The organism is Rhodococcus sp. 14-1411-2a (assembly GCF_002259485.1).
Classification (GTDB): Bacteria; Actinomycetota; Actinomycetes; order Mycobacteriales; family Mycobacteriaceae; genus Rhodococcoides.
Map to the genome: position 1 here is coordinate 769368 of NZ_NPGA01000020.1, position 25527 is coordinate 794894.

Here is a 25527-nt window from a genome sequence, read left to right on the forward strand (position 1 = left end):
TCACTTCCTCGTTCTGTTCAAGCAGCGTTCGCTGCAAGGCTCTTGATGCGGTCCGGACGGAAGCCGGACCAGTGATCGTCACCGGCAACGACGACCGGAGCCTGCAGGTAGCCGAGAGCCATGACGTAGTCGCGCGCTTCGGGGTCCTGCGAGATGTCGATGACGGAGTACTCGATACCGGCCTTGTCGAGGGCGCGGTAGGTGGCATTGCACTGAACGCAGGCGGGCTTGGTGTAAACGGTGATGCTCATGGTGTCCCTCTTTCCGTTGTCGCCATCGGGTGAACCGACGCGACCGATGTGCTCTGCGTGTGGCACCGAGAACATCTCCCGCTCAGGGCGACTTCGACCTGCTCGAACCCATGTGTGCAGGCTCTTCGAGTTGTGGTCTCTCGGTTGGTCAAACACTACACCTAGTGTCCGACATCTGCCTAGAACACGAGATGTTGCGAACAACATGCTTGGTATTCGCTGGTCACGGCGTTGTGAAGCCGCAAGAATCGGAGGACATCGGCGTGTCGCACGTCACATCGCGCGCATGTTGTTCGTCACAGGGAGACCGGGCCGGGTCCATGACGTGTACCGAGAACCGCCGACCCTCCCCACGACACGCCGAAGGGCCCTCGAACTTCTCCGAGGGCCCTTCGGCGATCACGCAGTGGTCAGCGCTGGCGCGCCTTGAACCGCGGTTCCTTCTTGTTGATCACGAACACCGTGCCACGGCGTCGTACCACCTGTGCGCCGGGCTTGTTCTTGAGCGATTTCAACGAGTTTCTCACCTTCATGCCGCAAACCCTACATGAAAACGATTCCCACAACCGAACGGGTCACGCACTCACGAGTTCGTCGGCGGCCTTCACCAGTTCGGCAACGACGTGGCCGATCTCACCGGAGACCTCCGCGTTCTCACGCGGGTGGGCCGAGCCGAACTTGTCGATGGTGCCACCGATGGAGAGCCGAACATCCTCGAGAACCGTTCCGCCGGCGATGCGGACGGCCTTGCTGGTGTCCTCGTGCGCCCACTTCGCTCCGTTGCCACTGGGGGAAGCGCTGATGACGACGACCGGCTTGCCCACCATGGCACCCGCACCGTAGGGGCGCGAAAGCCAGTCGATGGCGTTCTTCAGCACGGCCGGAATGGTGCCGTTGTATTCGGGCGTGACCAGCAACAACGCCGTGGCCTTCTCGGCAGCGGCCCGCAGAGCGAGTGCGCCCTCGGGCACCGATCCCTCGACGTCGATGTCCTCGTTGTAGAAGGGGACATCTCCGAGTCCGTCGTAGACCACTACCTCGGCACCGGCGGGTGCCACGGTGACAGCAGTCTCGGCGATCCGCTTGTTCACCGACTCGGCGCGCAAGCTTCCGACGAGAACGAGTACATGAGCGTCTGACATGAGGTTATTCCTTCGCGAGTTCGGATGACGTGATCGTCGTGTCAATTCCTACCATCCAAACGGACCGTGGTCCATTTATGTTCCCGGCAAGGTAGGCTTCGTCTGTGACCGGCCCCATGCTGCCCATAGCGGGCGAGGAATCCGAACGGTGCGACGCAGCTCGCAACCGTCGCCTTCTCCTCGATGCCGCAACGGATCTGGTGGCGGCCGTCGGAGCCGACGCCATCACCATGGACGCGGTGGCCACCAAGGCCGGAGTGGGCAAGGGCACGGTGTTCCGTCGCTTCGGGAACCGGGCCGGGCTGATGCGTGCGTTGCTCGACCACACCGAGAAGAAACTGCAGCACTCGTTCATGTTCGGCGATCCGCCGCTGGGCCCGGGAGCCGACCCGATCGACCGTCTCGTCGCCTTCGGCCGAGCGCGACTGGAATTCGTCAACGTTCAAGGAGAAGTGCTCCGCGCCGCGGAGAGCGCCGACGACGCGCGGTATTCCGCCCCGGCGCACATGGTCAACTTCACCCATGTGCTGTCGCTGCTCCGCGCCGCCGAGGTGGACGGGGATCTCGAATTGCTCGCGTACTGGCTGCTCACACCACTCGAAGCCACCCTGGTCCTCCATCAGTACCGCGATCTGGGAATGCCGATGGATCGCCTTGCCGACGGTTGGGAAGACTTGGTACGCCGGGCAACTCGAGTCCGATAGCCATCGCGGCAACTCGCACTCGGTAGGTCCTGCGTTCAAAGACGGACGACGGCGGCGGCCGCCGCGTGCAGCGCGGTGCCGTACGAGCGGCCGTGACCGGCTGCGTGAACGGCGAGTGGATGCAGCTGATGCAGTGCTGTGCGTTCGCGCCACCCTGCTCGCAACGGCTGCACCGTCTCGTACCCGCCGACGACGACGTCGAGGTGGGGGCAACCGAACAGCGCCAGCATCGCCAGATCGGTTTCGCGGTGCCCACCGTGCGCCGCCGGATCGATCAGCACCACTCCCGAGTCGGTCCAGAACACGTTGCCGTTCCAGAGATCGCCGTGAATACGACTCGGCGGCTCTGCATCGTCGAAGTCGCCGTCCGCGATGCGTCCACACGCCGATTCGACGACCGACGCCTCCCCCGGCGTCACGGTTCCGGCGTCGACCGCGATTCGGAGAAACGGCAACACTCGTTCGGCCGCGTAGAAGGCACCCCAGGTTCGATGCACCGTACTGCTCATGGGCCGGGATCCGATGAACAGCTGACCCGAGAAGGCGACGCCGTCGGCATCCACGGGTGGCGCACCGAACCCGGCGGCTTCGGCCGAGTGTGTCGCGGCGAGCGCGCGCCCGAATCGTTCGGCTCCGGCAGGCGTGGGACGGGCCGCCACCAGCCGCTCGAGTTCGATGTACGCCCGGCCGTGCCCGACGACCCCGACGACCGGGGCCCCGGCCTCGCCGAGCCACCCGAGCCCGGTGGCCTCGGCGGCGTAGAAGTCGGGGTGTGCCTGGGGGTTTCGCTTGACGAAGGTATCGGAGGTTCCACTCACGACCACCGACACTACGCACGGCGCGAGATCGGCCCCGGCATTCGTCATTAGGATGACGTGATGGGACACATCAACTCGGAATTGCGCACGGGGATCATGCGCGAGCTGGCCGTGCAGTCGAGCATCGACCCGATCACGGAGGTCCGCAGGCGAGTCGACTTCCTCAAGGACTACCTGGCGTCGACGCCGGCCTCGGGGTTCGTGCTCGGCATCAGTGGCGGACAGGACAGCACGCTCACCGGCAGGCTCGCCCAACAGGCTGCGACGGAGCTCCGAGCGGACGGACACGAGGCCGAGTTCGTCGCCGTTCGCCTCCCCTACGGCGTGCAGGCCGACGAGGACGACGCCTCGATCGCGCTGAAGTTCATCGATCCCGACCGCACGGTGACGGTGAACATCAAGGACGCCGCCGACGCCGCAGCGGCCGCGACGGCGGAAGCACTCGGTAGTGCCGGAATCCGAGACTTCGTCCGCGGCAACATCAAGGCTCGCCAGCGCATGGTCGCGCAGTACGCCCTCGCAGGCGAACTCGGCTACGTCGTCGTGGGCACCGATCATGCCGCCGAGGCGATCACCGGCTTCTTCACCAAATTCGGTGACGGCGGCGTCGATCTGACTCCGCTGACCGGCTTGAGCAAGCGCCAGGGCGCGGCACTGCTGCGCGAGCTGGGGGCACCCGAGAGCACCTGGCGCAAGGTTCCCACCGCAGATCTCGAAGACGATCGACCTGCGCTACCCGACGAGGAAGCCCTCGGCGTCACGTACGAGCAGATCGACGACTACCTGGAGGGCAAGGACGTCACCGAGGAAGTCGCCGACAAGCTGGAGAAGATGTTCCTGGCAACTCGTCACAAGCGCACGGTGCCTGTGACGCCATTCGACGATTGGTGGAAGAGAAGCAGCTGAATCGGGCAGCCACGGGTCGGCGGCGGGGTGTGCTCAGCCGCCGGCGAAGGGCGGCAGCACGTCGACCCTGCCGCCGATCGTGCGCCCCAGATCGCGGGTGAGATCTTCGCCCACCAGGTACGCCGACACCCTGAGAATCGGCTCCATCGGCGCGCCGTGCCGGGACAGAATCAGCTCTCTCAGATCTGCGAGGGTGGCACCGACCGGCACGGTGAGGTACTCGGACTCGCAGTGCGACGCGTCGACCGCTGCAGCGAAATACCGCACCTCCACCTGGGTGTCACCCACCGATGGCTCCCATGCTGCGGGTGGGAGGTACGAAGCCGTCGGCGTCGATGCCGTGTCCCGCCCACTTGTTCCACATGGCCCCACGCCATACCGCTGCCAGTTCTTCGTCGGTGGCACCGCCGCGCAGAGCGGCCCGCAGGTCGGTTTCGTCGTCGCTGAACAGACAGGACCGAATCGTTCCTTCTGCAGTGATCCTGGTGCGGTCGCAATCACCGCAGAACGAGCGCGTCACCGACGCGATGATGCCGACGGTGGCGTCGGTGCCGTCGACGCTCCACTCCTCGGCAGGGGCCGAGGGGTCGGCACGCCCCACCTCACGCAGGTCGAATTCGGTGGACAGCTCGTCGAGCAAGGTCTGGGCGTCGATCATGTTCGCGCGGGCCCACTCGTGATCGGCGTCGAGCGGCATCTGCTCGATGAATCGAAGTGCCACCCCCTCGTCGAGACACCAGCGCAGCAGATCGACGGCACCGGACAGTGTGTCGCGCATCAGAACGGCATTGACCTTGACCGGTCCGATCCCGGCTCGCTGCGCTGCCCTGATTCCGGCGAGCACGGAGGGCAACCGGTCTCGTCGGGTCAGGCGAGCGAAATCTTCGCGGTCGACGGAATCCAACGAGACGTTCACTCGGGTCAACCCGGCGTCGGCCAAGGACCGAGCCCGGTGTTCGAGACCGACGGCGTTGGTGGTCATCGACAGCGGCACACCCTCCGCGGCATCGCGGCACAACCGCAGAATGTCGTCGAGGTCGCGGCGCATCAGCGGTTCACCTCCGGTGAAACGCACATCCCTGATACCCAGCAGCCGCACGGACACCGAGACCACGCGAGCGATCTCGGCCGGTGTCAGCAACGCTGCCGCCGGGATAGCCGGAAGGCCCTCCTCGGGCATGCAGTACGTGCAGCGCAGCGAGCATTTCTCGGTGATCGAGATACGCAGGTCGCGGGCCACCCGGCCGAATCGATCGATCAGGTGTGGCACGTCCGGTCGATCGGACACGGAGTTCACCCCGCCTGCCGCAGAACCCGTGGTGGTGCCGAACGTTGGAATGCCGAGCGAGGTGACACTGTCCACCGTCACCTCGTACCTCGTCTCTGTCGGGAATCACGCCTGTCGTAGATGTGTCTACCCATTATGCCGCAGCCCACACCGAGCGGACGGATCGGCGTGCCTAGGATTGGCACCCATGACGGTTGAGCAGACGCACGCGATCACTGGATCCGCACGGTGACCGCGGTATCGGTCGAGGAACATGCCGCCGCGGTCGAGACTCTGCTCGCGGCGCTGACAGCGAGAACCGCTCAGCGAATCCTTCTCGACGACGCGTTGGGCCGCGTCTCCTTCGAGGACGTTCGATCTCCGGTCGATCTGCCACTGTTTTGCAACTCGCAGATGGACGGCTACGCCGTGGATTCTCGATCCGTGGCGACGACCCCGGTGACGCTTCCGGTCTCGACGATCATCGCCGCAGGCCCGACGCAGTCGGCAGTTCTCGCGCCGGGCAGCGCCGCCAAGATCATGACCGGTGCCCCCATTCCGGACGGAGCGGACACCATCGTCCCCGTCGAGGACACCTCGGTACCGACGGCCGGCTCCGTGACGATCGAAAGAGGCCGCGCAGCAGGCGAATTCGTACGCGAACAAGGAAGCGACGTGCGCGTCGGGACAATCCTGGTCGAGTCGGGTCGAGTGCTCGAACCCCGCCACATCTCCGTTCTCGCCGCCGTCGGATTCGGCGAAGTGGACGTTCGCTCGCGCCCCCGGGTGGCCGTGGTGACCACCGGAGCCGAACTGGTCGACGCCGGTTCGACGCTGACGCCCGGTCAGATCTACGACTCGAACGGCATCACCCTTGCCGCACACCTTCGCGCCAGCGGCGCAGAGGTGGTCTCCGTTTCGCGCAGCTCCGACGAGCCGAGCCGCTTTCGCGAGATCCTCGACGCCGCAGCCGAATCGGCCGAGCTGATCATCACGTCCGGCGGAGTGTCGATGGGAGACTTCGAGGTGGTCAAGGACGTGCTCCGCCCCCTCGGCGGCAACTTCGGATCGGTTCGTATGCAGCCGGGCGGACCGCAGGGCATCACGATGTTCGACGGCGTCCCCGTGCTCAGCTTTCCCGGCAATCCCGTCAGTACGGTCGTCTCGTACATCATGTTCGCGCGCAACATCGTTCGGCGGGCGGCCGGTCTGCCGCCGGTGCTCTCGACCACCGCGGCCCTGCACGAATCGATCGTGTCACCGCCCGGTCGCAGACAACTACTTCGTGGCCGATTACGCGACGACGGTCGGGTCGAGCTCGTCGCCGGCCCCGGCTCGCACCTGGTGGCCGCACTGGCATGGGCCGATGTGCTGATCGATATCGACTCCGAGACAACCGAACTCGCCGCAGGAACCGACGTGGAGGTGTGGCCGCTGTGACCACCGACGCCCCGCAACCCCAGCTGTCTCATCTCGACGATCAGGGCCGCGCCCGCATGGTCGATGTGGCGCACAAGAAGGAAACCTCGCGCACGGCCGTCGCCGCCGGTGAATTCGTCACCACGGCCGAGGTCATCGCGCTCGTGCGCGCGGACGACATGCCCAAGGCGGACGTTCTCGCCACCGCCCGCATCGCCGGCATCTCGGCAGCGAAGCGGACGTCGGAACTGATTCCGCTGTGCCATCAGCTCGCCCTCTCCTCGGTGAAGATCTCGTTCGGATTCACCGAGTCGTCCATCACGGTCGAGGCAACCGCCCGCACCACCGGACGTACCGGGGTCGAGATGGAAGCACTGACCGCGGTCGCCGTCGCCGGCCTGACCCTGCACGACATGGTCAAGGCCGTCGATCCCGGTGCCACCATGAACGGCGTCCGGTTGCTCACCAAAGACGGCGGCAAGCACGGACATTGGCAGCGGGACAAAGCAGAGGTCTCCCCCGAGGCTGCGGCTGCGCCGGTATTCGAGTCCTCACGGTCCGCGGCGGTACTGGTGGCCTCCACCGGCGGCGCGAACGGAACTCGACCGGACACCACCGGCCCCACCATCGCGTCCTGGTTGACCGATCGAGGCTTCGCCGTGCGGGGCCCACTCGTGTACGCCGATGCCGACATCGCTGCGGGGCTGCAGGACGCTCTGCTCGGCGAACCGTCGCTGATCGTCAGCACCGGCGGCACCGGCGTATCCCCCACCGATGCGACCCCCGAGGCGACGGCGGCCCTCCTCGACATCGACATGCCGGGCATCGCCGATGCCATCCGAACCCGCGGAACGTCTGCGACGCCTCACGCGGTGCTCAGCCGCGGCGTCTCGGGTCTGATCGGACGCACACTGATAGTCAACCTGCCGGGCTCACCGGGTGGCGTGAAGGACGGACTCTCCGTTCTCGACCCGCTCCTCGACCATGTACTGGCCCAGATCGCCGGAGGAGGCCCCCACGATGAGTGAGCTCGTCGCCCGTATCTCGAACGAACCGTTGAGCACTGCCGAAGTAGAGGCAGCAGTGCAGGATTCGCGTCACGGTGCCGTCGTGCTGTTCAGCGGAATCGTGCGCGATCACGACGGCGGACATGCGGTGGAGACTCTGGAATACCGCGCCCACCCCGATGCAGAACGGTTCCTGAGCCGCTGCTGCTCGGAGGTATCGGCAGAGACCGGATTGGCGGTGGCCGCAGTGCATCGCGTCGGCGATCTGCGCGTCGGCGACCTCGCACTCGTCGCGGCCGTCGGCTCGGCTCACCGCGCCGAAGCGTTCGAGGCCTGCGCCCGACTCGTCGAGCGGATCAAGGCCGAGGTTCCGATCTGGAAGCGTCAGGGATTCGAGGGCGGACGTACCGAGTGGGTCGGGCTCTAGGGAACTAGCCGCTCTCGAGGTAGCGATGGACCGGAAGCATCGCGGAGGCGTCGGCGGCGTCGTCCGGTCCTCGCACACAGGCACGCAACCGCTGCTCGACGGCCGACGCATCGAGTTCGGTACCGATCAGCACCAGTGAGGTCTGCTCGGGCTCGCCTCGGGCCCACGACGCAGCCTCGAATCGAATGTGTCGGCCCACCGTGTGCACGACGAACTTCTGCGGGTAGCCGGCGATGCCGAAATGCACGAATCCCTTGATGCGATAGAGGTTCCCGGAAGGATTCTCCAGGAACTCGATCAACCGACGCGGTTCGAAGGGCTCCGCCGTGACGAATTCGGTGTGTGAGTACTGCGCGTGCAGGTGTCGGTCGTGCTCGTGGTCATGGTCATGGTCATGGTCGTGATTCTCTCGGAGTAGTTCGTCGAACGACAGCTGCACCGCCATTGCCGAATTCACCGAGTGATCCTCGCGTCTGTCGAACAGCAGCAGCGGGTCGACGCGACCGAAGGCCACGGGTACGACGGGCACGTCTCCTACGACCGACTGCACCGTCGACACCACCGCGGAGCGTTCGGACTCGGTCACCGCGTCGGACTTGTTCAACACCACCAGGTCGGCCAATTGCAGGTGCTGGTCGATCTCGGGATGCCGCACGCGGGTCTGCGGGAATTCCACGGCGTCGACGACCCCGACGAGCCCGCCGTAGACGATGAATTCGTTCTCGCTGCCCCGGACCATTCTGATGAGATTGCGGGGTTCGGCCAAGCCGCTGGCCTCCACCACGATCACGTCGATGGCGGACCGACGGTGTGCGAGGGCGTCGAACATGGCGTCCATGTCGCTGATGTCGACGGCGCAACAGATGCATCCGTTGCCGAGCGAGACCATCGAATCGACCTGGCCGGCCACGAGCATCGAGTCGATGTTGATCGCCCCGAAGTCGTTGACCACAACACCTATTCGGATACCGGAATCATTGCGCAACAGGTGGTTCAGCAGGGTGGTCTTGCCTGCGCCGAGAAAGCCCGCAACTATCACCACCGGAATTCGTCGACGCGCCACGGCGTCCGAGACTACCGGTCGGCGAGAATCTGCTTCAGCAGGCCTCGAGCGAACGTCGACACACTGCTCACGTTGTCCGGGGTCGCGAGTGCTTCCAGGCCGTCGACGCCCAACGCATTCACGTACGGGGACACGCTCTCGAGCAACCTGGACAACGCGCTGCGCCCCTCGTCCGCGGGGCCCGCGCCGCTGGGTGCTGCCGCAGACGCGGCGGTGTCGGTGGTGGCAGTCGCGGCGGTGTCGGTGGTGGCAGTCGCGGCGTCCGTTGGGGTCGAGGGGGTTTCGGCCCCGAGGAGGTAGTCGATGATCCCCGTCGAGATGGCGATCGCATGCTCGAGCTGACCGTCCGAGCTCTCCAGCAGAGCTGCGTCGTCGGGGTTGGATCCGTTGCCCATCTCCACGAACACAAGAGGCACCGTGGTCAGCGCAGGACCGGCGATATCGGATCGCTCCTGTATTCCGTTCTCGACCCCCGCGTAGTTCGCGGGCTCGAAGCCTGCGCGCACGTAGGAGTCTCGCATCAGCGTCGACGCCGAACGTCCCCCCTGGGACTGGGCAGCGTCGGCAGCGGCGCTCGGAATCGGCAGAGTGGGCACGATCAGATGGAACCCGTGCCTGTCGGTGTCGGTCGTCGTACTCGTGGAGTCCGCATGGATACTCACGGCCACGTCGGCCCCGGACTCGCTGGCTGCCTTCGCCCTGTCGTCGACGCATCCGCCCCAGCCGGTGTCGTCTGCTCGACTCGTCTTCACCGTCGCACCCAGACTCTCCAGGCTCGATCGGACGAGCTCGCTGACTTTCCAGTTGATCGTGTGCTCGGGCACGCCGTCCACTGTGGTCATGCCGGTGGTCTGGCAATCCTTGGTGCCGCCCCGTCCGTCGTTCACCTGCCGCTGCAGATTCTCCGAGTGTGCGGTGCCCTGGTGACCCGGATCGAGGAACACTGTCTTCCCCGACAACTCCGTGCCTGCGGCGGGTGCCGTGCCGGCCGGTGCTGCCATGGCAGGCGCGGACACGAGCACCCCGGCACCGAGAATCCCGACGCACATCAGCGCCGTCACTACCGATCTGGTCATCGGTGCAGATTTCATACCGTCTGGCGCAACGGTGGAACTCGCTGCGCAACTCCCCTCTCGACCCCTCGGACACCGCTGATCCGAGCGGGTCACCGCACCGCGGGGCACCACACGTCACAACAGACACTTGCGCCTCAAGTGAAGCAGATATTGCCGTCGACGCGTCTCGGGTGGTCTTTCGTTAGTGAAACGATTGCGTTTCGTGACCGATTCGTTGCCGGATACATCGAAGCCAAGCGGCACCAACCGATCGCATTCGATCGAACCCGAACCGACCCGAGGATGGCACTACGTATTCAAACCGGACAGTTCGTCTTTCTCACGGATAACGATGAACAGGATCGCCGAGACAATGCTTCTCACAATCACCTCGTCGGTTTCACGAGGTGTCGAGGTGATTGTGAGAATTCTGCGAATCGAGTAACAATTCCCCGACCCGCATGGATAAAGACATTGTTCAGCCGTATAGTCGCTTCAGTTCGATCTGGACATCCCCGCATCATCCCCTGCATCATTGGAGAGCTTCAGCATGGCCAGAAAAGTCTATGTGCAACTAGTCGACGACATCGACGAAAAACCGATCGAATCCGGTGGCGAACACATAACCTATTCGGTCAACGGAGTCAGCTACGAAATCGACCTGAGCGACAAGAACGCGAAGGAATTTCACCGCAAGCTCGACTATTACATCGAGCACTCGACCAAGGTCGGTGGAAAGCGAACGAAGAAGTCGAGCACCCCGGCAACCGGTGCCAAGCGCGACGCCAATCAGACCAAAGCCATCAGAGAGTGGGCAAAGGCGAACGGCCACAACATCTCGGCGCGAGGCAGAATCCCCGCCGAGGTCGAGCAGGCATTCGACGCCGCTCACTGAACCACCACAGCCGAATCGGGCTCCGGTCCGACACTCGAAAGCCGATCCGGCGGTCTCGACACCGAAACACGAAAAAAGCGTCGCCCGAGGGCGACGCTTTTTTCATTGACCATCTTGGTGAAGCTTGTTACTCGGTGAAGCTTGCTTCTCGGTGGAGCTAAGGGGACTCGAACCCCTGACCCCCACACTGCCAGTGTGGTGCGCTACCAGCTGCGCCATAGCCCCGAGTTACTGCGTGCTCCCGCTCATGCGGTTGCTCGAACGAAGTTACACCATCGGTCGCAGCAGCAACAAATCACCTGGTGCGACCGGTACCGAAACCTCCACGACCGATCGCACCGACGCCCGAGATCAGTTGATCGACGCAAGCCATTCCGAGTCACCGAGCGCATCGACAACCTGACCGTCCACGAGGACCCCCGGCGTTCCCCGGGCACCCGACGCCGCCAGTGCGTCCCGTCCGGTGTTCGCATCCGCTACTGCTGCATCGCGCTGCGCACCGCTGGTGATGCATTCCGTTGCCAGCTCGCTCGCTCCCGCAGATCCGGCGAGTTCGGCGAGTTCGGCATCGGTTCGGTCGGAGTCACCGCCTTCTTCGGGGCGAAATTCCGGGTCGAACAACCCGGCGTGAAATGCCGAGTAGACCCGCGCGTTCTCGGTCGCTGCCACGCAGTGCGACGCCGCGACGGCACGCGTCGAATAGTCACCGGACGCCGACTGTGGATCCAGGAAATTGACCAGGTGGTAATTCACCGAGACGACACCGTCGTCGATTTTCTGAGCCAACTCCTGGCCGTGTTTCACTTCGAGGTCGCCGCAGAACGGGCACATCGGATCCTCGAAGACATCGATGACCCGCTGCGCTTCAGGACGCGACAGCTGCACCACACCGTCACCCGGCAACGACAATTCGACCGCCGGATTCTTGACCGTTCCGTAGCCGTCGTTGCGGGGAGCGTCGCTTCCGCTCTGCCACATGATCGCCACCACGATGACGATCACCACTACGACGAATGCGATGCCGCCCAATACGTACGTCATCGTGTTGGAGGTTGCCTCGGGTGTGTGTTTCGTACTCGATATCTTCTTCTGGCTCACACAGCGAATACTACGGTTGCGTGCGTCAGGTGCTCTCGCGCCCGAGCGTGTCCGGAACTCGCGACCACCAGAGTCCGGCCAGGAGAAGCAGCGCTCCCGTCACGGCGAAAGCCGGACCGAACGAGACCTGCTCGACGATCATCCCGGCCACGATCGGGCCGATGACCGCACCGACATCGGAGGCCATCTGGAATGCAGCCAGCACGGGCCCTCCGCGCGCCTTCGATCCGATCACGTCGGCAACCGAGGCCTGCTGGGCGGGGCTCATCAGTCCCGATCCGATTCCGGCGATCAACGACACCACGAGAAACAGCACGGGATCGTGCACGTACCCCATCACGACGGTTCCCAGGCCGCACACCGCCAACCCACCCACCATGAAGGGCTTGCGACCGCGCACATCGGACAGGCGACCGGCAGTGGTGAGCACCAGTGCATTTCCCACTGCGAACACGGTCAGCGCGATACCGACGAACACCTCGGATCGCTGCATCGCCTCGACCACGAACAACGGCACCAAGGCCACCCGAACACCGAACACTGCCCACCCGTTGGCGAAATTCGACGCCAGCGCGGCTTGATACGACGGAATCCGCAGGGCGGCGAGCAACGACATCGTGGGCGGTGCGGAGCCCTTCTCGGGCTTGACGAGGTCGGAATCGCCCAGGGTGAAATACACGACGGCCGCGGCGATCACGAGAGCCACGGCGTAGATGACGAACGGCACCCGCAGACCGAATCCGACGAGCGCGCCGCCGACGAGTGGACCGCCGATGGTTCCCAACAGGAAGGCGGTCGCATACAGGCCGGAGATGCGGCCACGACTGGTCGGAGGACTGATCCTGATCAGCAGTCCCAATGCCGACACCGAGAACATCGTCGAGCCGATGCCGCCGAGTCCGCGAAAGAGCAGCAGCTGCCAGTACGTCTGGGCCAGAGCGCACGCACCGGTGGACACCGCAACGATCAGCAGTCCGATCAGGTACACGGGCCGCTCGCCGAGCCGCTGCACCAGAGCGCCACTGGCAGGTGCGAACAGCAACCGCATGAGGGCGAATGCACTGATGACCGCCGACGCCGCGGTGTAGCCGACGCCGAATTCCCGGGCGAACTGTGGCAGAGCGGGCGCGACGATGCCGAATCCCAGCGCGATGACGAACGCCGCCGATACCAGAACCCAGATCTCCGGCGGGAGCTTGCCTCCGGGTTGGAACGCCGGCTCGGGCGTCGAACTGTCGTGATCGGGTGGAGGTGAGTCGGTCACGAGCTCTCGAGTGCGGACGACACCAGTTCACGTGCTGCGGCTTGAACCCGGGCCAGATGCTCCTCGCCCTGGAACGACTCCGCGTAGATCTTGTACACGTCCTCGGTTCCGGACGGGCGCGCAGCGAACCAGGCGCTCTCCGTCGTCACCTTCAGTCCACCGAGGGCAGCTCCGTTACCCGGCGCCTCGGTCAGCGTGGCTGTGATCGGTTCCCCGGCAAGCTCGGTGGCGGTGATCTGGCTCGGTGAGAGCTTGGCGAGAACGGCCTTCTGCTCGCGGGTGGCCGGCGCATCGACGCGGGCATACGTCGGATTGCCGAACTTCGCGGTGAACTCGCCGTAGCGCTGAGACGGCGTGAACCCGGTGACGGCGGTGATCTCGGACGCCAGCAGCGCGAGGATGATGCCGTCCTTGTCGGTGGTCCAGACTCGGCCGTTGCGTCGGAGGAACGACGCGCCTGCGCTTTCCTCGCCGCCGAAACCGAGCTCACCGGCAAGCAGACCTGGAACGAACCACTTGAACCCGACCGGCACCTCGAGGAGTCGACGACCGAGACCTCCGACGACCCGGTCGATCATCGACGAGCTCACCAACGTCTTGCCCACTGCCGCCGTGGGTGACCAATCGGGTCGGTGCGTGAACAGGTAGTCGATGGCGACGGCGAGGAAGTGGTTGGGATTCATCAGGCCACCGTCGGGAGTGACGATGCCGTGCCGATCGGAGTCGGCGTCGTTTCCCGTCGAGATGTCGAAGCGATCGCGGGCAGCGATGAGCGACGCCATCGCGTTCGGCGACGAGCAATCCATCCTGATCTTGCCGTCGGTGTCGAGAGTCATGAAGCGGAATGTGCCGTCCACCAACGGGTTCACCACGGTCAGGTCCAGATTGTGCCGCTCGGCGATGGCATCCCAGTAATCGACACTCGCACCGCCCAACGGATCTGCTCCGATGCGCACCCCGGCCGCACGAACAGCGTCGAGATCCAGCACGTTCGGCAGGTCGTCGACGTAGGTGCCGAGGAAGTCGTAGCGCGAGACGCTGCCCGCGAACGCCTGCGCGAGAGTCACCCGCTTGATACCCGAAATGCCATCGCGCAGAAGCTCGTTCGCACGAGCGGCAATGACCGACGTGGCATCACTGTCGGCCGGACCGCCGTGCGGAGGGTTGTACTTGAAGCCGCCGTCCCGGGGCGGGTTGTGCGACGGCGTCACCACGATGCCGTCGGCCTTCGCCGACGGGCCGGATTCGTTGTACCGAAGGATGGCGTGACTGACGGCGGGAGTCGGCGTGTATCGGTCCCCCGAATCGACCAGGACGTCGACGTCGTTGGCTGCCAACACTTCCAGAGCCGTCGTCCAGGCGGGTTCGGACAACGCGTGGGTGTCCCGGCCGATGAACAACGGCCCGGTGATGCCTTGTGCCGCGCGGTACTCCACGATCGCCTGCGTCGTCGCCACGATGTGTGCCTCGTTGAACGCCGAATCCAAGCTGGACCCTCGATGTCCCGATGTGCCGAACACCACCTGCTGACTGGGTTCCGACACGTCGGGAACCCGCGAGTAGTACGCCGTCACGAGCTGCGAAAGATCGACCAGATCCTCCGGCAGTGCAGTGGTTCCAGCTCTCTCGTGCGCCACGATGCGCCTCCTCGTTGATCGACGAACCGAAATCCTCGACCAACCCTAGCGCCGCTGCCCCACCCGCGAGCTACTTGCCGGCTCGTTTCGGCGGCCGTGGGAGGAAATAGCTGGTCCGCTGCTGGTATTCGCGATACCCCGGACGCTTTTCCATGCTGCGCTCGAGCAACCGCGCACCGGTGGCGAACACCAGGAAGTACGTCATCGCGATGGGCGACAGAAACGTGAACACTCCGGGCCACGCCGACGCCGAGACGAGAAACAGTCCCCACCAGACCGCCGAATCGCCGAAGTAGTTGGGGTGCCGCGTCCACGACCACAGACCACGATCCATGATCTTGCCCTTGTTCGACGCGTCGGCCTTGAAGGCCGTCAACTGCGCATCGCCCACTGCCTCGAACGTCCATCCGAGAATCCACACCAGTACACCGAGTACGACCACCGGCAGAACGGATCCGCGGGCGACCGCTGATACCTGCAGCGGCAGGGACACGAACCACAATGCAATCGCCTGCGTCAGGTAGATCTTCCGCAGCGCGTACAGGGTTTCGTTACCGGTGGCCTTGGCGAGCAGTTCGGTGTAGCGCGGATCCTCACCGTGCCCGCGCGAGCGCCGAAAGACGTGCACTGCAAGTCGAAGTCCCCACACAGCGACGAGGACGAGCAGAAGTATTCGACGCCACAGTTCGCCTGTTCCGGTCGCAGCCGAGATCAGCGCGATCAGAACGAACCCGCCGCCCCACGTCACGTCCACGACGTTGTGGCGTCCGATGCGCGCGCCGATGAGGGCGGTGACGATCATCAGAAGGGCGGTGCCGCCGAGGCTCGCCAGCGATACGGTGAGGAAATCTGACCAGTTCACCGTGGGCACACCCACACCGGCCGCACCGGTTCCATGTCGGACGGTCCGTTCTCGGACCGAACCGCCAGAATCTGGTCGACGCCCATCCGGTTGTCCCGGAACGCCATTCCGCCGCCGATCAGGTACAGCCGCCACACGCGAGCGACCTCTTCCCCGACCATCGCCACCACATCTTCGAAGCGCGCCTCGAAGCGTTCCGTCCAGACGTCGACGGTCCGCACGTAGTGCTCCCGAAGGGCATGGACGTCGCGAACCTCCAGTCCTGCCTCCTCGATCATCGCGACGGTCCGCCCGACCGGGCGCATGTACATGTCCGGCGCTATGAACGATTCGATGAATGCTCCGCCGCCGGGGTTGTCCCCTTCTCTTCGCGACATCTGCTGAATCAGCACGCGTCCACCCGGCTTGACGTTCGAGTGCAGTGCGGCGGTGTAGGTGGGGTAATTGGCCTCCCCCACATGCTCACCCATCTCGATCGACGCCACCGCGTCGAAGGGCCCGTCCGGAATCTCTCGATAGTCCTGAATTCGAATCTCGACGTTGTCCTGCAGTCCTCGGTCGGCGATTCGCGTGTCGATGAAGGCTTTCTGTTCGCGCGAGATGGTCACTCCGACGACCTGCGCTCCGTACTCCTGAGCGGCGTGCAGGCTCAGGGACCCCCAGCCGCAGCCGACGTCGAGAAAGCGTTGCCCTGCACGCTTGTCGAGGCCGATCTTTCGACAGACGAGGTCGAGTTTGTCGCGCTGGGCATCGTCGAGGGTGTACTCCGGCGAATCCGAGGTCCAGTAGGCCGACGAGTACGCCATATGCGAATCGAGCACCAATTCGTAGAAGTCGTTCGACAGGTCGTAATGGTGGCTGATCGCAGCGCGGTCACGGAGCATCGAATGCAACCGACCCTTCACCGAGGCCTGCGACACGGGCGGAGGTAGTGGGCGACCGAACACTCCGAGGTCCTTGGCCAGTTTCGCCAACCGCACCAGCGACGCCGGCCCCGGTCGGATCGCCGACAGTCGGCGCGCACGCACCACTCCCCAGACGTGATCCAGGGCCGCGGCGAGATCACCGTCGACGTCCAGCTCCCCGGTGACGTATGCCTGCGCAGCGCCGAGTTCGCCCGGGCTCCACAGCAATCGACGAAGGGCGCTCGGGCTCCGCAACAGCACTCGCGGTGCCGACGCATCTCCTGCAACGGATCCGTCCCACGCCTGCAGCCGAACGGGAAGCGGACCACCCACCAGGGGTTCGATCAATTCGGCAATCCGATGTGCAACACCGACACTGCGATCGGTCCGGTCCACGGAAAGTGTCGAGGCGGTCATCGGTTGTCCCTTCGGTCGAGCACGATCTGCTGAACATCGAGGTACCCGGATCGAAATCCGGCCTCCGAGTAGCACAGGTAGAAGTGCCACATTCGCGCGAACACCTCGTCGAAACCGAGCTCCTCGGCCTCGCTGCGGTATTCACGGAAACGCCTGTCCCACTGAGCGAGGGTGCGCGCGTAGTGATCGCCCATCGACAGACGCTCGCGAACCCTGAGCGAGGTGCTCTGCTCGGTCACCTCCTCGATGGCCCGCACGGACGGCAGGAACCCGCCGGGAAATATGTACTTGTGTACCCAGGTGTACGTGTTTCGGGTGGCCAGCATTCGGTCGTGCGGCATCGTGATGGCCTGAAGAGCAACCCGCCCACCCGGCGCGAGCAGCGCGTCGATCGTCTCGAAGTACGTCGCCCAGTACTGATGCCCGACGGCCTCGATCATCTCGACCGACACGATCGCGTCGTACTCGCCGTCGACGAGCCGGTAGTCCAGTAGGTCGATCTGGACCCGTTCACCGTATCCTGCTGCGGCACATCGTTTCTGTGCCAATTCCTGTTGCTCGACCGACAAGGTTACCGAGCGAACGATTGCTCCTCGCGCAGCCGCGCGGATGGCCAGTTCGCCCCACCCGGTGCCGATCTCGAGCACCCTGGTTCCCTCGCCGACGCCTGCCCGGTCGAGTAGCCGGTCGATCTTCCGGCGCTGAGCATCGGCGAGTTCTTCGCTGTCGTCGCTTCCCGATGCGGCGAACAACGCACTCGAGTAGGTCATCGTCTCGTCGAGGAAGAGCTCGAAGAGGTCGTTCGACAGGTCGTAGTGGCGCGAGATGTTCGATCGCGTGTTCGTGGTCGTATTCCGCTCGCTCCGTGGAGGTTTGGGGACATAGATCCCTCGGAGGCGCTGCAGGGACTTCGGAATCAGGGACGCCATGCGCCGGGCGAAGACCTCGAGCACAGCAGTGAGGTCCTCGGCCTCCCAGTCTCCGGCCATGTATGCCTCACCGAATCCGATGAGTCCGCTGTCGCCGACCCGTGCTGCGAAGTCGTGTGGTCGACGGACGGTCATCAACGGTGCATCGGCCGAGCCTGCCCCGATCACCTCACCGTCGGGCATCGCGACCCGAACCTGCAATCGCGCGACCGCGCGGCGAAAGAGGAAATCGGCGACGGGTGCGGCAGCCGCAACCTTGGCGCCACCGGGGACATGGGCGATCTGAGGCCACACCCGTGGATCCACCGATGGACGCGGACCGACGGCGGAAGCACCGTACGGGTTCGACACAGAATCGGCCTTCGACACAGAAGTCATCTGCGGGCCCCTTCCTTCTGGAATTCTCGCGCCCCGGGAGGGGCAGGTTTCTGCACGATCTTCAGACCCCGAGCCCAGAGCCGAATGCCCTGCCAGCGGATCTGTATCACCACACGCAGCGGCGCACAGGGGATCTCGAGTGCGGTGCGAAGAATCGACCGCGTCGTCACCTCTCGTCGACGGCCGTCCACGGTCGCCACGAACGGCGGCTGACCGGGCCGCTCGAGGACGATCGACAGCCGGAGTGCCGCGTCCGGCTCGGGTAGCCGCATGGAGTATTCGCCGTCGACGTCGTTGAACGGCGAGACGTAGAACTCCTTGGAGGTGCGGGCCGCGCCGCGATGGTCGGTGTGCAGCAGATACCGGTATCGCTCGCCGTAGGTGTTATGGACCTCCGCCACCACGCAGCGGAGGTCTCCGTCGCGATCGTGACACCAGTACACACTCAGTGGGTTGAACGTGTGCCCGAACACCCGCGCGCTGGCCAACATCGTGATCCGTCCGCCGCCCAGGTCGATACCGTTCTCCGCCAGGAACCCGTCGACGTTCTCTCGAATGGTGGCGTCGGGGTCACCGAGATGGTCACGGGCGTCGAACGAGGCCAGCGGCCGCAGCATCCGGGGCAATTCGGGGAGTGCGTCGAGGTCGACGAGCCAGCTGTAGCTCTTGTACGAGAACGTGTTTCGGATCGGCGCGCGTCGAACGTGGTCGATTCGAGTGCGATACAACGCCGCCCCGTGTGCGCGGGTGCTCGGCAGAACGGATGTCAGAGCCACGTGGCCCCCACCCGTTGTGCGGCGCGCGCTCCCGACAACGCACCGTCCTCGTGGAATCCCCAGCCGTGGTACGCACCGGCGAAGGCGACTGTGTCGGTATCCAATTCAGGAAGTCGACGCTGCGCTGCAACCGATTCGGGGGTGTATTGCGGGTGTTCGTAGGTCATCTCGTCGAGTACCGCATTCGAGTCGATGCGATCCGCTCCGCCGAGGGTGACCAGCATCCTGCGATCGGTGTCGCCCAGACGCTGCAACCTGGTCAGGTCGTAGCTGACGAGCACCCGGTCGGGTTTGGCGGCGCAGGACGGCAGGTGGTAGTTCCACGACGCCCGAGCCCTCGCGTTCTTCGGCAACACCGACGAGTCGGTGTGCAGTTGCGTGTGATTGGTCGAGTACAGCATCGCGCCCAGGATGCTGTGCTCGAGAGCCGTCGGTTCTGCGAGCATCTTCAGCGCGGCACCGGGATGCACGGCGATCACGGCCGCGTCGAACGTGCGCAGGCGGTCGTGGCCGTCACGGATCTCCACGGAGTCCTCGGACCTGTACACCGCGCGCACCGGGGTATCGAGCATCACCTCGTCGATGTGCTTCGCAACCCGGCGAACGTATTCGATGGACCCGCCGGTGACGGTGCGCCAGGTGGGAGATCCTGTGACGGTGAGCATTCCGTGGTGGCGGAGAAAAGTGAACAGGTAGCGAGCCGGGTAGGCGAGAGCAGTGTCCGGATCGCACGACCACACCGCAGACACCAACGGCGTCATGAAGTGGGATTCGAAGTACGCGGAGAACGAATGATCTGCGAGGAACTGCGCGAGGGTCGTCTCGGACTCCAGCGTTTCGGCACTGTCCAGCAGTTCGTTGGCCAGGCGATGAAAACGCTTGACATCGAGCAACATCGAGACGAATCGTGGCTTGAACATCGCGGTGCGCTGCGCGAGGATCCCGCGCATGCCCTGGCCGCCCGAGTACTCGAGTCCGCACCCGTCGCAGCGCACGGACATGCTCATGTCCGAGTCCTGCGTCGGCACGTTCAGTTCGTCGAACAGGCGCAGCAGAGTCGGATAGGTCCGGTCGTTGTGCACGATGAACCCGGTGTCGACGCCGACAGGACCGTCGGGGCCGTCCACGTAATGGGTGTCCGCGTGCCCACCGAGCCGAGAGTCCGCCTCGTACAACGTCACCGACGAGTTCTTCGACAGCGCATACGCGGCCGTCAGTCCGGCGATACCGCTCCCGACCACCGCGATGCGACGGCGCGTCACGACGGTGTGCCCATGCAGTCGGCCCGCGCATCGTCGGCGATACCGAGAACGAAGTCACGCGTCGCCCGCGACCAGACCCGCGGATTGCGCAGCATGAAGTGCCCACCCGGAACGGAGAGATAGCGGGCGTCCGCCCCTCGGGATGCTGCTCGCTCGGTCGCCCGGCGCGAGGTTCGAGGATCGGTCCACTTGTCGGCCGTCCCGTGTACGACGAGCAACGCATGCTGCAAGCCGAATCCGTCGGCCTCCGTACCCTCCGGCCACCACGGAGCCAGCGCGACGACACCCACGACGAAAGGGTCGTCGATCAGAGCAGCAGCAGTGCGGCCACCCATCGAATGGCCGACTACCACCACATGAACGCCGGGGTACTCGGCGTGTATGCGATCGAGCGCCCACCGCGCATCCTCGACCGGAGACCGCTGGGGGGCGTTCCAACCACGAAACCGATACTGCAGCTGTTGGACCGAAATGCCGCGTGCCCGGCCCGCGCGACGAAGCATCCAGGTGAACGGCCACATGCGCAGACCGGCCAGGTGCCACGGCCTACTGCGCGCCCGGCTCACGTCCTTGCCGCCGCCGAGGACCAACACGACCAGTGCAGGCTCGGAGACTCTTTTCCCGGTCCGCAGAACTGGAGTCGGCTCGTTGCTCATGACCACTATTCGGCACTGCGGCCGCTTCGGGTGGGATGGGTCGAGTCGAGTCGATTGTGACCTGGCCGACAGAGAAAGAAGACCGGGCCGAGAGTGTGTCTCTCGGCCCGGTCTTCTGCGGTGGAGCTGCCGGGAATCGAACCCGGGTCCTCTGCTGCATTGCCAGGGCTTCTCCGTGTGCAGTCCGCTATGCCTCTACTTGGATCTCCCGATCTCGCGAACAAGTCAGGATGACGATCCCAGCCACTGTTTGATGTTCCTCATCATCCCGCGGCCGGATGAATCGGTAAGCCCTCTAGCTGATGCCAGTACCCGGACCGAGGGCGAGCCCGGACTGACAGACACGCAGTCGCTACTTAGGCAGCGAGTGCGTAGTCGCGCTGATTGGAATCGGCGCTTATAAGGTTGCGATGACGCTTACGGTGGTCTCTCGCCTGCACCGACACGCTTCCCCTGACTCAACATACAAAGTCGAAACCGTTCAGCCCCGTATGTTCCCGAACACCGTGTCCGGGCTGTTCAGTGTAACGCCTCTCCCGAGCACATTCATTCCATTAACGGCCGACCCGGCGATCCGTCGTGTTCGACGCGGCATCTTCGTCCACTCGTTGCACGACCGTGCGCAACATTCGACGTGTCATGACCAGGCGTGCCGGCAGCGAGGCGTACCAGACCGCCCGACCGGCCAAGCCGCGTGGAAAGAACACCAACCGTTGCTCGATCGTCGGCTGCTTCGCCGTGCCGCCGACCGTCAGATCCAGCCACGCCTCTCCGGGCAGACGAGTCGAGGACTTGAGCCGAGTGGTGTGTTCGGTGCCCGACGCGGATGCGTCGGGTCCGGTGACGTCGCGACGCCAACCGGTGAGAACGTCGGCGTCGGCCAATCGTTCGAGAGCGGGCCTGATCGCGGTCGACGGTGCCGAGCTTCGGGCGACCCGGGTGTCGGTGTAGACGACCTCTCCTGCCCACGTCGGATCCGAGGGCAACGGATCCGACGGTGCCGCGGTACCGGTGGCGTCGGTCCACCGCGTCTCGACCTCGCCGTCGTCGATCTTGCGCAGTGCCAATCTCACGGAGTCGCGGTAGCCGGTCAGGCCGCCGTCCGGACGCGGTACGACGGCGTCGATGTCCATCTCGTGGCCCACGGCGTCGTACTGCAGAGATTCGATGAGCGGCATCGCCAGGCCGCGCGGAATGGGAGTCACCAAACCGATCCAGTGGCCGGCCAGTCGAGGAGTCAACACCGGGAGAACGATGATCCGACGCTGCCGCAGACCCGCGACGTCGGCGTAGATGTTCATCATCTCGCCGTACTGCATGACGTCGGGTCCGCCGATGTCGAATGTCCTGGATTCGGTGATCGGCGCACTCGCGGCCCCGATCAAGTAGTGCAACACGTCGCGAACGGCGATGGGCTGGATGCGGTTGTGTACCCACCGCGGTGTGGTCATCACCGGTAGCCGATTGGTGAGGTGCCGGATCATCTCGAACGACGCCGAACCGGATCCGATCACGACGCCTGCCTGCAGCACGATCGTCGGCACACCCGAGTCGATCAGTATGCGTCCTACTTCGGCTCTCGACTTCAGGTGTGGTGAGAGCTCACCGGTCGGTGGATGCAGCCCGCCGAGGTAGACGATGCGGCCGACGCCGCACTCGGCAGCGACAGCCGCGACGTTCTCGGCGCTGTCGCGCTCGGTATCGGCGAAGTCGGAGTGACCTGCGGTGCCCATGGAGTGCACCAGGTAATACATGATGTCGACACCGGTCAAGGCTTCTTTCAGCGACTCGCGATCGCTGAGATCCCCCTGGACGATCTCGACGTTCGCCGCCCACGGCACGTTGTCGAGCTTGCTGGGGGTACGAGCGAGCACCCGCACCCGATAGCCGTCGTCGAGCAGGCGCGGTGCCAGACGCCCGCCCAGGTATCCCGTGGCACCGGTGACGAGTACGCGGGGAGGCTGTCCGTCGACCTGGGCCGCGGGGATGTCGGACGACGAATCGGAAGCTGTCATAACCGGGGTCATTACCCGTCTGCGAGCATGTTCAACCCGCGAGCGCGATCATGGCGATGGCACCGAGCGCCAACGCCATTCCCACTTTCTGCAGCGTTCCGACCCGTTCGCCGAGCATCACCATCGCCAGCAACACCGTGGCTGCGGGATACAGCGAGGCAATGACGCTCACCAGCGACAGCAAACCGCCCTGATACGCGTAGATCATCGCAGCGTTGGCGACGACGTCGAGCACGCTGACGAAGGCGGCGAGTTCGAGGACGCTGCCGTGCGGAGGTGAGAAGTGACCGGAGGCAAGTGCCACGATCCAGACGACCGCGGTCGCCGATGCGCGCGACGCCGCGAGCGGCCACAGCCCACTGCCGTCCCCGATCCGGTGCAGAAAGATGAAGGCGAACGCGAACGTCACCCCCGAACCGACCGTCAACCAGGCGACCGTTCGGGTGAACTTCATCTCTCGACCACCGGCAACCTCACCGGTCACCTCGTCCGGCGATTCTCTGCTGACCAGCACCACGGCCACCAGTGCGACGGCGATACCGACGAACGCGATCACGCCGGGCCGCTCGCCCATCGACAACCCGACCAGCACCGGGATACCGGCGACCAGCACCGCGGTGACCGGCGAGACCACGGCCATCGGTCCGGCGGCGAGGGCCAGGTAGAACCACCACACGGCAACTCCGCCTGCGACACCCGAGGCCAGGCCCCAGAGCATCGCCGGGAGTTCGATGGTGCCGCCGACGAACGGAGCGACGAGCAGGACGATCACCAGCGAGAGCGGGTAGGACACGATGACCACCCGGAGGGCGGCGACCCGGCGGGATGCGACACCGCCGACGAAATCGCTCACCCCGTAGCCGACGGCAGCTACCAGAGCGAGCAGAACAGCGGTCAGCGCATTCCCTTCACGCGACGGCCCAACTCGCGAGTGACCTCGCGTTCGGCGGTGCGCTTGGCCAGCGACTGTCGTTTGTCGTAGTCCTGCTTGCCCTTGGCCAGTGCCAGCTCGACCTTGACCTTGCCGTCGGAGAAGTACATCGACAGCGGCACCAACGTCAGGTTGCCCTCTTTGACCTTGCCTGCGAGGCGGTCGATCTCGCGGCGGTGCAACAGAAGTTTGCGGTTGCGCCGCGGCGCGTGGTTGGTCCAGCTACCGAGCGTGTATTCCGCGATGTGCAGTCCGCGTAGCCAGATCTCTCCGTCGTCGACGGTCGCGAAGGCGTCGACCAGCGAGGCCTTGCCGTCACGCAGACTCTTGACCTCGGTTCCGACGAGGGCAACTCCGGCCTCGACGACGTCGAGTATGGAGTAATTGTGCCGCGCCTTGCGATTGGTCGCGATGGCCTTGCGGCCCTTCTCTCTCACTGCAGGGCCCTTTCTCGAGCGTTCGTCGCGCAGACCGGTTCCACGGGCAACCGCTCCAGCATAGAACCGAACGGCAAGCGAATTTATTCGCGCACGTACAGGCGCAGCGTGATGTAGGCCGTCACCGCGGCCATTCCGACTCCCACCAACGCCAGGAACGGCGAGACGAGCAGCACGTCACTGTTCGATATCCGGGCCAGGATGTTGGCCTGATACACATCCGACAGAACGTCGTCGATGAACATGTTCTTGGCCGTGAACAAGCCGGCAATGGCAAGTGCGGAGCCGATCAAGGCCGCCACCACCGCCTCGAGCAGGAACGGCAGCTGGGTGTACCAGCGAGTGGCACCGACCAAGCGCATGATGCCCACCTCGGTCCGTCTGGTGAACGCGGCGATCTGAACCATGTTGGCGATCAACAGGATTGCGGCGATCGCCTGCACCGTGGCGATGGCGAATGCAGCGTTGCGCACGCCGTTGAGCACGCTGAACAAGCGCTCCACCAGGTCGCGTTGGTTCAGCACGCTCTGCACGCCGGGTCGATTCTCGAAGTTGTCGTTGATCACCCCGAACCGCTCCGGGTCACTCAGACGAACCTTGAACGATGCGGGAAAGCTGTCGGCACTGACCAGTTCGGCCAGCTCGGGCTGATCCTTGAACACTCGCTCGGTGGCGTCCTTCACCGCATCCTCACGATTGAGGTACTGCACCGAAACCACCGACGGCGTGCTCTCCAGATCCGAGCGCAGGGTGGCGCAGGTGTCCTCGGCGCAATCGGGATCGGTTGCCGAGATGTCGTCGGTGAGGAAGATCTGCACTTCGACCCGGTCGAGAAAAATCTGCTGTGTCTTGCCCGCCATCTGCACCACGAGCAGTCCCCCGCCGAACAGGCCGAGAGAAATAGCGGTCGTCAAGATCATGGCGATCGTCATGGTGATGTTGCGGCGAAGTCCGGTGAAGACCTCGCTGAAGATGAAACTTGCGCGCATCGCGGAATCCGAGCCCT

Annotated in this window: 27 protein-coding genes, 1 tRNA gene and 1 other RNA gene; 6 read left to right on the plus strand and 23 right to left on the minus strand. The window is 64.8% G+C overall.

Annotation, left to right across the window (positions count from 1 at the left end):
* Window positions 1-17: 17 nt before the first annotated feature.
* From CH291_RS24570 to CH291_RS24580, 3 genes are all read right to left on the minus strand, one after another.
* Complete coding sequence (locus tag CH291_RS24570) at window positions 18-251, minus strand: redoxin NrdH (RefSeq protein ID WP_068045912.1); 234 nt, start codon at window positions 249-251, stop codon at window positions 18-20.
* A gap of 410 nt (window positions 252-661) precedes the next feature.
* Complete coding sequence (ykgO, locus tag CH291_RS24575; RefSeq protein ID WP_037189801.1) at window positions 662-784, minus strand: type B 50S ribosomal protein L36; 123 nt, start codon at window positions 782-784, stop codon at window positions 662-664.
* A gap of 42 nt (window positions 785-826) precedes the next feature.
* Window positions 827-1393, minus strand: coding sequence for an NAD(P)H-dependent oxidoreductase (locus CH291_RS24580; protein WP_068045853.1), 567 nt, complete (start codon window positions 1391-1393; stop codon window positions 827-829).
* Window positions 1394-1497: 104 nt separating this feature from the next.
* On the opposite strand from CH291_RS24580, the gene CH291_RS24585 reads away from it, so the two are divergent.
* The gene (locus tag CH291_RS24585) at window positions 1498-2097 is read left to right on the plus strand and encodes a TetR/AcrR family transcriptional regulator (protein ID WP_094688826.1); all 600 of its coding nucleotides are present in this window, start codon (window positions 1498-1500) and stop codon (window positions 2095-2097) included.
* A 35-nt stretch (window positions 2098-2132) separates the two neighbouring features.
* On the opposite strand, the gene CH291_RS24590 is transcribed toward CH291_RS24585, so the two are convergent.
* A complete protein-coding gene (locus CH291_RS24590) occupies window positions 2133-2963 on the minus strand; it encodes a fructosamine kinase family protein (protein ID WP_094688827.1) in 831 nt (276 codons plus the stop codon).
* Window positions 2964-2975: 12 nt separating this feature from the next.
* Here CH291_RS24590 and nadE point away from each other — a divergent pair, with 12 nt between their 5' ends.
* A complete protein-coding gene (nadE, locus tag CH291_RS24595; protein ID WP_094688828.1) occupies window positions 2976-3821 on the plus strand; it encodes an ammonia-dependent NAD(+) synthetase in 846 nt (281 codons plus the stop codon).
* Window positions 3822-3854: 33 nt separating this feature from the next.
* Here the strand turns inward: nadE and CH291_RS24600 are convergent, their stop codons facing one another.
* On the minus strand, window positions 3855-4109 hold the full coding sequence (locus tag CH291_RS24600; protein WP_068045861.1) for a MoaD/ThiS family protein: 255 nt from the start codon (window positions 4107-4109) through the stop codon (window positions 3855-3857).
* Window positions 4102-5190 (minus strand): GTP 3',8-cyclase MoaA, encoded by a 1089-nt coding sequence (gene moaA / locus CH291_RS24605; protein WP_373455156.1) that lies wholly within the window; start codon window positions 5188-5190, stop codon window positions 4102-4104. The genes CH291_RS24600 and moaA overlap by 8 nt, the downstream gene beginning before the upstream one ends.
* 147 nt (window positions 5191-5337) lie before the next feature.
* Here moaA and CH291_RS24610 point away from each other — a divergent pair, with 147 nt between their 5' ends.
* The 3 genes from CH291_RS24610 to CH291_RS24620 are packed head-to-tail and all read left to right on the plus strand — an operon-like array spanning window position 5338 to window position 7941.
* Window positions 5338-6528 (plus strand): molybdopterin molybdotransferase MoeA, encoded by a 1191-nt coding sequence (locus tag CH291_RS24610; RefSeq protein WP_068045864.1) that lies wholly within the window; start codon window positions 5338-5340, stop codon window positions 6526-6528.
* Window positions 6525-7535 (plus strand): bifunctional molybdenum cofactor biosynthesis protein MoaC/MoaB, encoded by a 1011-nt coding sequence (moaCB, locus tag CH291_RS24615; protein WP_094688930.1) that lies wholly within the window; start codon window positions 6525-6527, stop codon window positions 7533-7535. The genes CH291_RS24610 and moaCB overlap by 4 nt, the downstream gene beginning before the upstream one ends.
* Window positions 7528-7941 carry a molybdenum cofactor biosynthesis protein MoaE gene (locus tag CH291_RS24620; protein ID WP_068045866.1) on the plus strand — a complete coding sequence of 138 codons (414 nt, stop codon included), beginning with the start codon at window positions 7528-7530 and terminating at the stop codon, window positions 7939-7941. The genes moaCB and CH291_RS24620 overlap by 8 nt, the downstream gene beginning before the upstream one ends.
* Window positions 7942-7945: 4 nt before the next feature.
* On the opposite strand, the gene CH291_RS24625 is transcribed toward CH291_RS24620, so the two are convergent.
* Together CH291_RS24625 and CH291_RS24630 are read right to left on the minus strand one after the other, a co-directional pair.
* Window positions 7946-9004: a CobW family GTP-binding protein gene (locus tag CH291_RS24625; protein WP_094688829.1), complete on the minus strand. Its 1059-nt coding sequence runs from the start codon at window positions 9002-9004 to the stop codon at window positions 7946-7948.
* Between the two features lie 11 nt (window positions 9005-9015).
* Window positions 9016-10080, minus strand: coding sequence for an N-acetylmuramoyl-L-alanine amidase (locus CH291_RS24630; protein ID WP_256980965.1), 1065 nt, complete (start codon window positions 10078-10080; stop codon window positions 9016-9018).
* Between the two features lie 529 nt (window positions 10081-10609).
* Here CH291_RS24630 and CH291_RS24640 point away from each other — a divergent pair.
* A complete protein-coding gene (locus CH291_RS24640; protein WP_037190211.1) occupies window positions 10610-10954 on the plus strand; it encodes a histone-like nucleoid-structuring protein Lsr2 in 345 nt (114 codons plus the stop codon).
* 152 nt (window positions 10955-11106) lie between these two features.
* Here the strand turns inward: CH291_RS24640 and CH291_RS24645 are convergent.
* The 15 genes from CH291_RS24645 to ftsX all read right to left on the minus strand — a co-directional run bounded on the left by CH291_RS24645 (window position 11107) and on the right by ftsX (window position 25510).
* Window positions 11107-11179 (minus strand) — tRNA-Ala (locus tag CH291_RS24645).
* A 126-nt stretch (window positions 11180-11305) separates the two neighbouring features.
* The gene (locus CH291_RS24650; protein WP_179276653.1) at window positions 11306-12052 is read right to left on the minus strand and encodes a DsbA family protein; all 747 of its coding nucleotides are present in this window, start codon (window positions 12050-12052) and stop codon (window positions 11306-11308) included.
* A gap of 25 nt (window positions 12053-12077) precedes the next feature.
* Entirely contained in the window at window positions 12078-13235 is a 1158-nt protein-coding gene (locus tag CH291_RS24655) for an MFS transporter (RefSeq protein WP_094688932.1), read from the minus strand.
* Window positions 13236-13312: 77 nt separating this feature from the next.
* Window positions 13313-14953: a phosphoglucomutase (alpha-D-glucose-1,6-bisphosphate-dependent) gene (gene pgm / locus CH291_RS24660; protein ID WP_094688831.1), complete on the minus strand. Its 1641-nt coding sequence runs from the start codon at window positions 14951-14953 to the stop codon at window positions 13313-13315.
* Between the two features lie 70 nt (window positions 14954-15023).
* Window positions 15024-15755, minus strand: a complete 732-nt coding sequence (locus CH291_RS24665) for a DUF1295 domain-containing protein (RefSeq protein ID WP_373455167.1) — start codon at window positions 15753-15755, stop codon at window positions 15024-15026.
* Window positions 15756-15811: 56 nt separating this feature from the next.
* Window positions 15812-17137: an SAM-dependent methyltransferase gene (locus CH291_RS24670; RefSeq protein WP_068045882.1), complete on the minus strand. Its 1326-nt coding sequence runs from the start codon at window positions 17135-17137 to the stop codon at window positions 15812-15814.
* Window positions 17134-18444 carry an SAM-dependent methyltransferase gene (locus CH291_RS24675; RefSeq protein WP_094688832.1) on the minus strand — a complete coding sequence of 437 codons (1311 nt, stop codon included), beginning with the start codon at window positions 18442-18444 and terminating at the stop codon, window positions 17134-17136. The genes CH291_RS24670 and CH291_RS24675 overlap by 4 nt, the downstream gene beginning before the upstream one ends.
* On the minus strand, window positions 18441-19220 hold the full coding sequence (locus CH291_RS24680) for a DUF1365 domain-containing protein (RefSeq protein ID WP_068045885.1): 780 nt from the start codon (window positions 19218-19220) through the stop codon (window positions 18441-18443). The genes CH291_RS24675 and CH291_RS24680 overlap by 4 nt, the downstream gene beginning before the upstream one ends.
* The gene (locus tag CH291_RS24685) at window positions 19211-20482 is read right to left on the minus strand and encodes an NAD(P)/FAD-dependent oxidoreductase (protein ID WP_179276654.1); all 1272 of its coding nucleotides are present in this window, start codon (window positions 20480-20482) and stop codon (window positions 19211-19213) included. The genes CH291_RS24680 and CH291_RS24685 overlap by 10 nt, the downstream gene beginning before the upstream one ends.
* Complete coding sequence (locus CH291_RS24690; RefSeq protein ID WP_094688935.1) at window positions 20479-21138, minus strand: alpha/beta fold hydrolase; 660 nt, start codon at window positions 21136-21138, stop codon at window positions 20479-20481. Before CH291_RS24690 ends, CH291_RS24685 begins: the two co-directional genes overlap by 4 nt.
* Window positions 21139-21256: 118 nt before the next feature.
* Window positions 21257-21627, minus strand: a transfer-messenger RNA (tmRNA) gene (ssrA, locus tag CH291_RS24695).
* Window positions 21628-21692: 65 nt separating this feature from the next.
* Window positions 21693-23153: an SDR family NAD(P)-dependent oxidoreductase gene (locus tag CH291_RS24700; RefSeq protein WP_256980966.1), complete on the minus strand. Its 1461-nt coding sequence runs from the start codon at window positions 23151-23153 to the stop codon at window positions 21693-21695.
* Between the two features lie 31 nt (window positions 23154-23184).
* Window positions 23185-24039, minus strand: a complete 855-nt coding sequence (locus tag CH291_RS24705) for a DMT family transporter (protein ID WP_094688834.1) — start codon at window positions 24037-24039, stop codon at window positions 23185-23187.
* Between the two features lie 8 nt (window positions 24040-24047).
* On the minus strand, window positions 24048-24521 hold the full coding sequence (smpB, locus tag CH291_RS24710; protein ID WP_027496576.1) for an SsrA-binding protein SmpB: 474 nt from the start codon (window positions 24519-24521) through the stop codon (window positions 24048-24050).
* Window positions 24522-24604: 83 nt separating this feature from the next.
* On the minus strand, window positions 24605-25510 hold the full coding sequence (gene ftsX / locus CH291_RS24715; protein WP_068045894.1) for a permease-like cell division protein FtsX: 906 nt from the start codon (window positions 25508-25510) through the stop codon (window positions 24605-24607).
* Window positions 25511-25527: the final 17 nt, after the last annotated feature.

Coding starts and splice junctions, on each gene's coding strand:
- CH291_RS24570 (WP_068045912.1), bottom strand. CDS start 251: ATGAGCATCACCGTTTACACCAAGCCCGCCTGCGTTCAGTGCAATGCC.
- CH291_RS24640 (WP_037190211.1), top strand. CDS start 10,610: ATGGCCAGAAAAGTCTATGTGCAACTAGTCGACGACATCGACGAAAAA.
- nadE (WP_094688828.1), top strand. CDS start 2,976: ATGGGACACATCAACTCGGAATTGCGCACGGGGATCATGCGCGAGCTG.
- CH291_RS24700 (WP_256980966.1), bottom strand. CDS start 23,153: ATGACAGCTTCCGATTCGTCGTCCGACATCCCCGCGGCCCAGGTCGAC.
- CH291_RS24590 (WP_094688827.1), bottom strand. CDS start 2,963: ATGACGAATGCCGGGGCCGATCTCGCGCCGTGCGTAGTGTCGGTGGTC.
- ftsX (WP_068045894.1), bottom strand. CDS start 25,510: ATGCGCGCAAGTTTCATCTTCAGCGAGGTCTTCACCGGACTTCGCCGC.
- CH291_RS24630 (WP_256980965.1), bottom strand. CDS start 10,080: ATGACCAGATCGGTAGTGACGGCGCTGATGTGCGTCGGGATTCTCGGT.
- CH291_RS24670 (WP_068045882.1), bottom strand. CDS start 17,137: ATGACCGCCTCGACACTTTCCGTGGACCGGACCGATCGCAGTGTCGGT.
- CH291_RS24665 (WP_373455167.1), bottom strand. CDS start 15,755: ATGATCGTCACCGCCCTCATCGGCGCGCGCATCGGACGCCACAACGTC.
- ykgO (WP_037189801.1), bottom strand. CDS start 784: ATGAAGGTGAGAAACTCGTTGAAATCGCTCAAGAACAAGCCCGGCGCA.
- CH291_RS24690 (WP_094688935.1), bottom strand. CDS start 21,138: ATGAGCAACGAGCCGACTCCAGTTCTGCGGACCGGGAAAAGAGTCTCC.
- CH291_RS24675 (WP_094688832.1), bottom strand. CDS start 18,444: ATGACTTCTGTGTCGAAGGCCGATTCTGTGTCGAACCCGTACGGTGCT.
- CH291_RS24580 (WP_068045853.1), bottom strand. CDS start 1,393: ATGTCAGACGCTCATGTACTCGTTCTCGTCGGAAGCTTGCGCGCCGAG.
- CH291_RS24620 (WP_068045866.1), top strand. CDS start 7,528: ATGAGTGAGCTCGTCGCCCGTATCTCGAACGAACCGTTGAGCACTGCC.